This is a genomic window from Methylotuvimicrobium buryatense (genome assembly GCF_005931095.1).
Lineage (GTDB): Bacteria > Pseudomonadota > Gammaproteobacteria > Methylococcales > Methylomonadaceae > Methylotuvimicrobium > Methylotuvimicrobium buryatense.
On record NZ_CP035467.1, the window covers coordinates 4,743,795 to 4,755,015 of the forward strand.

Below are 11,221 nucleotides of genomic sequence, written 5' to 3' on the forward strand. Positions count from 1 at the left end.
AATTAACTCGCGCAGCCATGAACACACTTACCGATATGACCGATACGACTTATTTAAACAATCAATTTCTGATCGCGATGCCCAATCTGACCGATCCGGGTTTTTTTCATACCGTGACCTACCTATGTCAACATAACGCCGATGGCGCATTAGGCATTGTGATCAATCGGCAGATCGACATGAAGCTGGGCGACATCTTCAAACAAATGCAAATCAACGTGACCTTCCCGGCCGCAGCGGAAGCTCCGGTATTTTTCGGCGGTCCGGTACAACAGGAGCGCGGTTTTGTGATCCACAATCCATGCGGAAGATGGGATTCCTCGATCACGATATCGGATGAAATCGCGCTAACGACATCGCGCGATATTCTCGAAGCCATCGCGATCGGCGAAGGCCCCGAACAATATCTAGTTGCCTTGGGCTATGCCGGCTGGGGAGAAGGCCAGTTGGAGCAAGAAATCGTCAATAATGCTTGGCTGAACACGCCTAGCGGCAATGACATCATCTTCAATACGCCGGTCAATCAACGCTGGCAGGCCGCAGCTCATCAAATCGGCATCGACATCAATCAATTAACCGCGCCGGCAGGACATGGCTAAACAAGATCCGCTTGCGCCTCGCAATCACGATACCTACCTCGGGTTCGATTTCGGTAATAAAAAAATCGGCGTGGCGGTCGGACAAACCACGACCGGAACGGCCAATGCCTTATCGACTTTGCGCTCGGTCAATCAAGCACCGGATTGGACGGCTATCGGCCGGCTTATACAAGAATGGCAACCGGCCGGCTTAGTCGTCGGTATTTCCCGACAAAATGATGGGCAGGATAATCCGATTACCCCGCGTATGCTCAAATTTTGCCGGCAATTGGAAGGACGCTTTCAACTACCGGTTTTTCAGCAGGATGAAACCCTGACGACTTTTGAAGCCAAACAAATGCTGTACGACGATGTGCGCGTCAGCGCCGGCAAGCTCTGGGAAGTGCAAGATCGGCTTGCCGCACAGCTTATATTACAAACATGGCTCAACACTCAATAACCCCGACATATGACCCATCAACACCTCGATATTCCTGAATTATTGACTCGACTGGAATCGGCCATCGGCAAGATTATCACTACCAGAAAGCTTGAAAATCCATTGATGATAGGCATTCGCACCGGCGGCGTCTGGGTTGCCGAACGCCTGCATCAACGCTTGGGTTTGACAGAACCTTTAGGGCTATTGGATATCACGTTTTATCGCGACGATTTTTCGCAAATCGGCGTGCATCCGAATGTAAAACCGAGCGCCTTGCCGAACACGATCGAGGGCCGCGATATTATTCTTGTCGACGATGTCTTTTGCACGGGGCGAACGATTCGGGCCGCGCTCAACGAAATCTTCGACTACGGTAGGCCCAATCAAGTCGTGTTGGCGGTTCTGATCGAGCGCGACGGGCGGCAAATTCCGTTGCGCCCGGATTGTATCGGCACCACGATACAACTCGACGCCAATCAACGCATCAAATTGACTGGCCCGGATCCCTTGGATATCCATATTCAAACTCTTGACGCAGCGGCTTAAGGCATGAGTCACAATTTACAATTAAACCCCGAAGGTAAATTAAAGCACTTTCTAACGATTGACGGACTCGACAAAGCACTGTTAACCGAAATTCTCGATACTGCCGAATCGTTTGCCGAAATGTCGGGGCATCATGTGAAAAAAGTCCCCTTATTAAGGGGTAAAACCATCGTTAATCTGTTTTTCGAAAACAGCACACGTACCCGAACGACCTTCGAACTCGCGGCCAAAAGACTCTCGGCCGATGTCATCAGCATGAATATCGCGACATCGGCCACCTCGAAAGGCGAAAGCCTGCTTGATACGATTCGTAATCTGGAAGCGATGTTCGTCGATATGTTCGTCGTACGTCACGGAACCAGCGGCGCCGCGCATTTTATCGCCGAACATACCGCGCCGCATATCAGCGTGATCAATGCCGGCGACGGCCGGCACAGTCATCCGACGCAGGCAATGCTGGATATGTTCACGATTCGGCAGTTCAAGCCGAATTTCAGCACACTGAGAGTCGCGATCATCGGCGACATCCTGCATTCCAGAGTTGCGCGCTCGCAAATTCTTGCGCTCAATACGTTGGGCGCGGCCGAAGTTCGGGTTATCGCACCGAAAACCTTACTCCCCGCACATGTCGAAACGCTCGGCGTCACTGTCTGCCATAACTTGACCGAGGGACTCAAAGACATCGATGTCATCATCATGCTACGCTTACAAAAAGAGCGTATGACCTCGGCTCTGCTGCCCAGCGAAAGCGAATACTTCAAATGTTTCGGTTTGACGCCTGAAAAACTGGAAATCGCCAAGCCCGATGCAATCGTGATGCACCCGGGACCGATCAATCGCGGCGTCGAAATCGATACGCGCGTGGCCGACGGTCCGCAATCGGTCATATTACGACAAGTCAGTAACGGCATCGCGATACGTATGGCAGTCATGTCGATGGCGATGCAAACTCAAGGAGCGGCCTGATGAAAAGAATCCTGATCGAACAAGGACGCGTGATCGATCCGGCCCACTCGATCGATCGAACCGGTCCGGTTTACGTTGCCGACGGCAAAATCCTTGCCTTGTTCGAGAAACCCAACGGCTTTGAGCCCGATAGCGTCATCGACGCTTCCGGCCAAATCGTCTGCCCCGGCTTTATCGATATCAGCACTCGCTTGCGCCAACCGGGCCAAAGCCATAAGGCCACGTTTCAAACCGAAACCAAGGCGGCCGCGGCCGGCGGCATTACGACTTTGATTTTACAACCCGATACGCGGCCGGTTATCGATACGCCGGCAATTACCGAATTGGTCAAGGAATTGGCTGAAAATTCCAATTACCGGCAAATCCTACCAATCGGCGCGCTGACGCAAAACCTCGAAGGCCAAGAACTCAGTTCGATGCTGGCGCTAAAAGAGGCCGGTTGCATAGCGGTCGGCAACGGCGGCAGACCGATAAGCAATCTACTGGTATTGAGGCGCGCGATGGAATATGCCGCCAGTCATGATTTGTTGTTGATCTACCGGCCCAATGAGCACAGTCTCAGCAATGAAGGCTGCGCGCATGAAGGAGCATTTGCGACCCGCTACGGTTTGCCCGGGATTCCTGAAACCGCCGAAACGATCGCGTTGTCGCAATGTCTCGAACTCGCCGAATTAACCGGCTGCCGCGTGCATTTCGGACAACTCAGTTGCCGACGCTCGGTGATCAAAATCCAGCAAGCCCAAAAATACGGATTATCGGTCAGTGCCGATATCGCGGCGCATCAGTTGCATCTGACCGAAAACGACATGAAGCCTTTCGACAGCGCTTACCATGTTTTGCCCCCGTTACGGAGCGAGCAAGATAAACTCTTTCTAAGAAAGGCATTGACGCAAGGCACCATCGGCACGCTGTGTTCGGATCACCAACCGCACGACCTCGATGCCAAATTGGGCGCATTTCCGGAAACCGAGCCCGGCATATCGGCGCTTGAAACGTTACTGCCGCTGATGCTGAAACTGGTCGATGAAAAATTGATTACCCTCTCCCAAGGCATTGCCGCGTTAACGCAAACCCCCGCCAAGGTACTGCGTTTGGAAAGCGGTACATTGACACCGGGGAAATCCGCCGATATTTGCATATTCGACCCTGGCCGTCGATGGCAAGTCGACCATTCGACTTGGTATAGCAAAGGTATCAATACGCCCTATTGGGGAGAAACATTAACCGGCCGCGTCAGCGCCACACTGCAATCCGGTAAAATTATTTTTCAAGGAGTGTTTCATGATTAAGATCATGCTCGTTTCGGCCTTTTTTATATTAGCGGCTTGTACCCGCGACTATACGCCTGCCTCTTCGGCAACCGGCGAAAGCATCTTCAAGGAAGCTTGTGCAGAATGTCATCAACCCAAAGATCCGGCAGTCCCGCAAGTCGTTTTTTCGTTGAACGAGAAAAATGCAAATGAAAGGTATATCACTCACAAAGTGCAGGGCGGCTCGCTGATGATGCCCAAATTCCCGAAAATCACCGGTAGCAAAATGCGCGCGCTCAGTACTTATGTACTCAATCATAGCGTAACCCAATAAAGCGATGAAAACCCCAAACAAACAACACGACACCGCCAACATCATCGATGATGTCAAAGGCGATCAATCTTGGCGAATTTTCAGGATTATCAGCGAATTTACCGAAGGTTTCGACCGCTTATCCGATCTAAGCGATGCGATTTCAATTTTCGGTTCCGCGCGCATAAAACCGGATCATCATTATTATTTGAAAACGGTCGAAATTGCCGGATTACTCGGCCAGCATAATTTCGCGGTTATCAGCGGCGGTGGCCCCGGAATCATGGAAGCCGCAAACAAGGGTGCGAAAACGCAGAAACCGCCCGCGGTCGGCTTGAATATCGAATTGCCTATGGAGCAACGCCCTAATCCTTATCAGGATATCTCGCTGAATTTTCGCTACTTTTTCGTCAGAAAAGTCATGTTCGTGCGCCATTCGATGGGCTATGTCTGCATGCCGGGCGGATTCGGCACGCTCGATGAGTTTTTCGAATCGCTAACCTTGATGCAGACGCATAAAATTTATCCGTTGCCTTTAGTGTTATTCGGCAGCGATTATTGGCAAGGCTTAATGGATTGGGTAAGAACAACAATGATCGAATACGGTACGATTTCGGAAGAAGACCTCAATTTCATAACGCTCACCGACGATCCGCAGGAAGTCGTCGATATCATGGTCAGGCACCGCGAATGGAAAAATCAACAGAGAAGAGAAAGCTTAGGGTCCAACAATATCGACTATAGGTACAGTTGATCGCGCGAAATGCATAGCCTTTGCTTTTACCAGCAGCGGGGCCGATTATTTATTCAACCCGCATCCGCTCTTTGCTTGGGAAAGAGCGTGATGTGGGTTGGCCGTTTTTAGCTTGATGCGCATGGGTTGTAAACCCCCGTTCTACCATTGGTGAAAACCCTTAACTCGCCTTTTCCAATTTCCTCATTTCGACCGGCGCAACCCTGCCATTCGAGGAAACTTTATCGTAGACTTCATCGAAAGCCTGCCGGCAGTGAGGCAAATGCTCCCGAATCCGATCGTAACTGCTATGATCGAACATGCTTCTAAAATCATCCCGGCTCATGAAGGTTCTCGCATAAAGTGCTTGATAACCGCGATGTTCGATCACGAATTTTTCCAACAACGGGAGAGCTTCGGCATTATCGAAACCGCTTTTCGCCGGCGTACCGTAAGCGCCAATGTCGACATAGAGCTCGTCAATTTCGCCGTCCTCAGCCTTATACGGCTGCACAAATCCGCCTTGCCCGCCGTTATCTTTGATCGCCATCGGCGACAGCCACAAAGGATATAAACGAAAATGCTTATCGAAATAATCGATGGACGTTTCCAGAAAACGCATCGGCACCAGCATATCCTGAACCACATGATATTTTTCCCTTAGCCGCTGAGTGGTTCGCGTTTCGGTATACTTCAATAACTCGATCCGGGGCGGTAGAGCCCAGCCTAACAAGGCTCTAAAAATAGGATGATTGCCGAAAGGAATGATTTCCTCCATCGCCCAAAAATAACTGCGCGTGTGGCGATGGTAATAATCCCGCACCGGCAGATATTCGACGCCTTCCTTATTGCTCTGCAGATAACCTTGAACATGCTTAAAAAACCAAGGCTTATACCACCTTCCAATAGCGTTTAAAGAACCGTCCTGGCCAACCGCATCGGCGAATTTACCGGTCATGATAACCGCCTCGTCGCGTCCATAGACCAAAGCTTCGACGAAATCGTTGTTTTCGGTATCGCGCGAGGCTTGCTCGAATACGCTGACCAGATTATCCAAACTGCGAACAGGCAGGTAATGAACCCTGACAAATTTTTTGACCGGGATGATTTTCAACTCGGCAGCCACCAGAAAACCCAGCGTGCCGTGACTCCATGGAATTTGATAAAACAGCTCGGGGTTTTCCGAAGAACTGCATTTGACCAACTTACCTTCCGCCGTCACGATTTCGAAAGCTTCGCAAATGTGCTGAAACAAGCCGTATTTATGGCTACTGGTTTCAACGCCGAAGCCCATGATCAAACCGCCTACCGTTAGACTGTCCAGTTCCGGCACCACCGGTAAGGTCCAACCTTGCGAGATCAGCGTTCGCGAGAGTTGCCCCATGCTAACGAGGGGCTCTACCCTAACGATGCCGCGCTGCGCGTCGATTTCCAACACGTCGTACAGTCCGATATCGATCTTGCGATGAGACAATTTGTATTTAGGCACCAGCTCGCTCATGGTTTTCCAGCCCGACCTCGCCGTACATAGTTTTTGCCCGACTCCTTGCGCTTTCCAATCTTCTATTTGCCGAATGACGCTGGCAACGCGGGTTTCATGTTTTGCCGGGGCGCTACTGAGGCGAAATGACAACCAATTGCGAAACCCGGAATAGGCGCCGTAAACAGCCGAAATCGGCAGTAAAAAAACGGTAGCGAATTGCCCCCGGTAATGGGTCAGTAGGTGTTCGAATAGCTGTTCAGTTTTGATCATGGGGTTATTTGGAATCCAAGATTTAAAAGCGCCAAAGCGCGGTCATCGCTTGATTCTGCGTCGAAGCGACGACATCGCGCAACGTTGCACAGAGAATCAAAAAAACTTTAATTTTAGCCTTGTTGACCTCGAATAGCGACAGTCATTCGGTGAAACTGCTTGATCCTATCGGAGTCAGTGCGCCTGGTCGGCAGGGGCTCATGCTCGAGACGCATGCCTTTCAAAATACAGCCAAACAAGACCGGCGAAATTGGTACCGAAAAAAATACCGTCGAAAGTCGGGGCAATTTACATGGATACGCAAATTTGTCTGGATTGCAAGTTAATAACAAGCTATCAATGGAATTATGCTCGGTTTGGCTCCTTCCAACAGAAAGCCTGAAAATGTTTTGCTAATCGCTTAATTCACTCAAAAAAGCATCCCATAACATATCCCCGATTATGGCCTGACCTTTTAAATTGGGATGAACACAATCAGCGGCCAAATATTCTTTCCAGTCTTGATTCATTTGAGGCAAATTCTCTGTGAGTGCGATTTTGCCTTGAAAGACTGAGTAGGGTAGTTGCCGACCTCGTATTTGCTCGACTTCATCTGAAAGCAGCTGATTCATTTCAGCGGCGGTTTGCTGTAAACGGAACATTTCCTCCGGATCGGTGTACACCGATTTAAACAAACCATAAGCGCGTTCTTGAATATCTCGGCAAGTCGTTGTCGGAAAGCCTATAAAAGCCGGAATACTGACGGTATCGGTCAATGCCGAGATCGGGGATGGGTCTTGCAGCGGCGTCACGATAATTTGGCTACGCGGATAACGCCGGATCAATAGGTTGAAAAAATCTTTGACATTGCTTTTAAAGCTATCAGGGGTATCGCCTGAAACAACATCGATGATATTGAAGTTCACCAAAATGTAATCTGGCCTTCTACCTGCCAATCTACTTCTCAGTCGACGCAATTGATGTCGGCCGAATTTGTAGGAACCGGCAAGAAAGCCGACATTCAAGACTCTGACCGGTCTATTCGTGTGTTGTCTTAAACGGGAGGCAAACGAATAACTTTGATTACCCGCTGTAGCGGAAAGCTGAGTGTTTGCCGTGAATCTGAATTTTCGTTCCATCAAACGACTATAAGCCATGAGATTGTTTTCTGGTTGTTGAATCAAAGCGAGCTGGGCAGGCCTTAACTTTTCTAGGCGCAGTATGGCCTTATTGGCGCTTAAATAAAAATCCAGCCCCGGGTTGCCCAAGGTTGAATTGGCCCAGACGCCTTGTGTGGCACTGTCGCCCAGCACGGCCACGATGATCCTCTTGCCGGATGCCTCCGAGTTGGCCATTGAAAACAGCAATAGCCATAAGCCGATTAATATTTTGTATGTCTTGGATTTTGTTTTCAGCATGACAATCTGATTGGAAAGATTTAAAAAAGGGATAGGCCTCAATGCCACCAAGGATTTCGTGATAAATGAGGATACTTTTCTTAGCCGGAATAGTCCATAAAACCGGCCTCAGGTCCGAAGTGGCTTTGTGCAAAATAAAAGCCTTTCGCTCAGCTCGGCGCCTCCCTCAGTTATCAAAGCCGCTCTGCTTTGTCCGCATGGCAGGTTATCCAGCAGGTAAGTCCTTCGTTTTGTCGCAATTGGCAAAAAATTACCAGTCTCGCAATTTACCCATCGTATTACGGGGTAGTTGCAAACCGATCGTAAAATGTTTCGGGATATGGGTGGCGGGCAGTTGTTGTGATAACCATACCGATAAGTCGCTTATCAGTTCTTGCGATGATTGAAGGTTTTTCGGAATCACATAGGCTTTTAGACGACTTCCGTCAAATCTGACGATGGCGTCCTCGACGGCATTATGCTGTTTGATCAATGCTGCGATTTCATTGGGACAAATGTTGATGCCACCGATTTGAATTTTGCCGTCTTTGCGTCCTTTTATATCGAATCGGTTGGTATCTAGCCACGCCAAATGATCGGGGACAGTCGCTTCGAGGTAATGCCCTATTAAACATTCTCCTTCAGCTCGCCAATGCGGCATTACAGTAAATGGTTCGTTCGGATGCTGACGATAACCGATGCCGCCGGTTTCAGTCGCTCCATATATTTCGATAACATTCGCCCCTTGCCCTATTAGTTCCAGCAGCACATCGGTTTCACAGGATGCGGCCGCGCTAACGACCGTGATATCTTTTTGAAGACGCAACCCGGTTTTAATCCAGAGCCTCCAAAAATCCGGTACAGCGACGACAATGTCACCGGATCGCAAGCTCTGTTCGATTGAAATCGGTAAACGCTGCCGTGCGTCGATTATGGTCGGGTATTCCCGCATTTGAGTAGGGACTACCATCGTGAAAACGAAGCCGTAGATATGATGGGCCGGAACCAGCGACCAAATCCGTGGCGCGGGACAATGTAGGCTAAACAAGTTATTCGCGATGAATCGGGCTTCCTGTTCTATGTGGGCATAAGGGAGCGTTACAGAATGCGCTTTTCCGGTCGAGCCGGAACTTCGGAAACGAAGTGTATGGCTTGAATTTTCGAGACTGGCCGTTGCAATCTCCTTCCAACCATTGACGCTAGGCTTGGCCAGTAACAGGTCTCCTAAACCGCTATCGTTGATAGCAAGCGATTGTGCAAAGGCGCTCGCGCAATCGACGAGCTCGAGAGAATCCATGCCGAGCGGAGGAGCCCACCAACCTTCTGCAAGCATCACGGATTGAGGCGACGGTAAAGGCGCTCCCAATCGTAACGAGCCTAAATGGTCGAGCACAAAGTCGACGATAAAACGGCGCAAATTTGCGTTGTCTTGCCACCATCTCATACGCGTTTTACGAAAATCCAATAGGTATCGCCGCTCAACGCCTTTTTCATGTGGACTTTTACATTGGTCGGGCGCATGTTGTAGTCGAAGGTGTATTCGAATTTTTTATTCAAGAATCCCATCCGTATGCCTTTGTCAAACTCACCTTTGAATTTCGGCGTATCGGTGCAAGGGGCGACTTCGGAAAAAAAATTGCGACCGATGACTTCTTTCGGGTTGCGACCGGTAATCGCGCCTTCGGCCGCGTTATAATGCAGAATGCGGCCGTTGCGGTCCAACTCGATCGCACCGAAAGCCATATTATCGAGCTCTGCGGCACTCATTTTACGCATCGCGCTTTCGATGTCGTCGCGGCCGAATTCGACCATGCTCGACGAGAACGTATCGGTTTTGAAGTTGCCGACCAATTGTTCCAGTTTGTTAGCACGTTGCGACAATGCGTCGCTGACATCTTTGTTTTGATTCATTGCTTGCGTGTTGGCTTCGGCCAGTTCGTTGATCCGAAGCATGCTTTGGCTGACTTCGCTTGCCACGGTATTTTGATCGCGTGCCGCTGTGGAAATCTGTTTGCCCATGTCGTAAACCGAATCGACGCGTTGATCGATTTCGTGAAGCGATTCTCCGGCTTTATTGGCCTGTTCGACACAATCGTGAGCTTGTGCCGTGCCGTGCTCGATTTCTCCGGTTACGGCTTGCGCGGAATCTTGAAGGTCGACAATGATCGCATGGATTTGTTTCGTGGCCTCTTGAGTATCGAATGCCAGTTTACGGACTTCGTCCGCGACGACCGCGAAACCTCTTCCGTGTTCGCCCGCTCTAGCGGCTTCTATCGCGGCATTTAGTGCCAATAGATTAGTTTGATCTGCAATTTTGGCGATTGTATCGATAACATCTCCGATGTTGTGACTGCCTTGATCAAGCCGAGTGACCGTCGCTTGCATCGATTCCATTTGACTGGCCAACATGCTGATTGCTGAAATCGTTTGATTGACGACTTGCAAACCGGTTTTAGTTTGCTGTTTGGCTGCCGATGCGGCTTGTTGAGTTGCGTCGGCATGTTCAGCCATTTCGTTCGAAGAAACAGCCATTTGCGCGCTAGCGTCGACGACTTGATCGGTTTCTCGCTGTTGAGATCGGGCAAGATCGATACTTTGGTGCGTATTTCCGACAAATTGTTCGACGGCGACATTGAGGTCGTCCGATGTTCTTGCAACTTCTTCGATGATTTGCTGAAGATTTCCCGAATAGGTATTGATGGCTTCAAACAGGCTGCCTAATTCGTCTTGGTGTTTGTGTTCGAGACGGAGATTCAGATCTTTTCGAACGGTTTTAAACTGCTTTAGATTGTCGCGAATAGGCATCGCGATAAAGCGTTCCAGCGCGACAGATACCGTTATGATGGAGCTGATTATCAATCCAGCCATGATGCCGAGCAATGTATAAGATGCTTGTGCGAGTTGGGATTTAGCATCGAAAGCCGTGCTGTCGGCATTCAACTGGTTTTGTATCCAAATTGAGTACCCGACTCCTAATACAAAAAAGAACAAACCGCAAAAAAATATCAAGACGGAGATTCGGGTTTTTACGCTACTGTTTTCTGACATGTTTTTAACGCCATTGTTAGTGTTTATAAGTGTTTTTTCGAAGTAGAATTTTTAATCATGTGACAATTATGAGCAGTATCCTTACTTAGAAACGAGTATGAAATGTACTCAGCGCACTCAACGCAGATCAAAATTCGGCAGTTTATACCCTGTGCTGGTCAAATTTCGACACCGGGGTGTCCATACGTCAATGCCGAAATTTGAAGTGCGATGGGT

Annotated in this window: 11 protein-coding genes; 7 read left to right on the forward strand and 4 right to left on the reverse strand. The window is 49.5% G+C overall.

The window, feature by feature from the left end; all coding sequences use genetic code 11:
* Positions 1 to 35: 35 nt before the first annotated feature.
* The 7 genes from EQU24_RS21055 to EQU24_RS21085 are packed head-to-tail and all read left to right on the forward strand — an operon-like array spanning position 36 to position 4,849.
* Positions 36 to 599 (forward strand): YqgE/AlgH family protein, encoded by a 564-nt coding sequence (locus tag EQU24_RS21055; RefSeq protein ID WP_026130280.1) that lies wholly within the window; start codon positions 36 to 38, stop codon positions 597 to 599.
* Positions 592 to 1,038 carry a Holliday junction resolvase RuvX gene (ruvX, locus tag EQU24_RS21060; RefSeq protein ID WP_017841667.1) on the forward strand — a complete coding sequence of 149 codons (447 nt, stop codon included), beginning with the start codon at positions 592 to 594 and terminating at the stop codon, positions 1,036 to 1,038. Before EQU24_RS21055 ends, ruvX begins: the two co-directional genes overlap by 8 nt.
* Positions 1,039 to 1,047: 9 nt before the next feature.
* Positions 1,048 to 1,566 carry a bifunctional pyr operon transcriptional regulator/uracil phosphoribosyltransferase PyrR gene (gene pyrR, locus EQU24_RS21065; RefSeq protein ID WP_017841666.1) on the forward strand — a complete coding sequence of 173 codons (519 nt, stop codon included), beginning with the start codon at positions 1,048 to 1,050 and terminating at the stop codon, positions 1,564 to 1,566.
* Between the two features lie 3 nt (positions 1,567 to 1,569).
* A complete protein-coding gene (locus tag EQU24_RS21070; RefSeq protein WP_014150291.1) occupies positions 1,570 to 2,532 on the forward strand; it encodes an aspartate carbamoyltransferase catalytic subunit in 963 nt (320 codons plus the stop codon).
* Positions 2,532 to 3,821: a dihydroorotase gene (locus EQU24_RS21075; protein ID WP_017841665.1), complete on the forward strand. Its 1,290-nt coding sequence runs from the start codon at positions 2,532 to 2,534 to the stop codon at positions 3,819 to 3,821. The genes EQU24_RS21070 and EQU24_RS21075 overlap by 1 nt, the downstream gene beginning before the upstream one ends.
* Positions 3,814 to 4,116 carry a c-type cytochrome gene (locus EQU24_RS21080; RefSeq protein ID WP_017841664.1) on the forward strand — a complete coding sequence of 101 codons (303 nt, stop codon included), beginning with the start codon at positions 3,814 to 3,816 and terminating at the stop codon, positions 4,114 to 4,116. Before EQU24_RS21075 ends, EQU24_RS21080 begins: the two co-directional genes overlap by 8 nt.
* Positions 4,117 to 4,120: 4 nt before the next feature.
* Complete coding sequence (locus EQU24_RS21085) at positions 4,121 to 4,849, forward strand: LOG family protein (RefSeq protein WP_017841663.1); 729 nt, start codon at positions 4,121 to 4,123, stop codon at positions 4,847 to 4,849.
* A gap of 160 nt (positions 4,850 to 5,009) precedes the next feature.
* Here the strand turns inward: EQU24_RS21085 and EQU24_RS21090 are convergent, their stop codons facing one another.
* From EQU24_RS21090 to pyp, 4 genes are all read right to left on the reverse strand, one after another.
* Positions 5,010 to 6,581: an FAD-binding oxidoreductase gene (locus EQU24_RS21090; RefSeq protein WP_017841662.1), complete on the reverse strand. Its 1,572-nt coding sequence runs from the start codon at positions 6,579 to 6,581 to the stop codon at positions 5,010 to 5,012.
* A gap of 392 nt (positions 6,582 to 6,973) precedes the next feature.
* The gene (locus EQU24_RS21095) at positions 6,974 to 7,978 is read right to left on the reverse strand and encodes an SGNH/GDSL hydrolase family protein (RefSeq protein ID WP_138767253.1); all 1,005 of its coding nucleotides are present in this window, start codon (positions 7,976 to 7,978) and stop codon (positions 6,974 to 6,976) included.
* Between the two features lie 250 nt (positions 7,979 to 8,228).
* Complete coding sequence (locus EQU24_RS21100; RefSeq protein ID WP_017841658.1) at positions 8,229 to 9,401, reverse strand: AMP-binding protein; 1,173 nt, start codon at positions 9,399 to 9,401, stop codon at positions 8,229 to 8,231.
* A complete protein-coding gene (gene pyp, locus EQU24_RS21105) occupies positions 9,398 to 11,005 on the reverse strand; it encodes a photoactive yellow protein (RefSeq protein ID WP_017841657.1) in 1,608 nt (535 codons plus the stop codon). Before pyp ends, EQU24_RS21100 begins: the two co-directional genes overlap by 4 nt.
* Positions 11,006 to 11,221 lie beyond the last annotated feature (216 nt).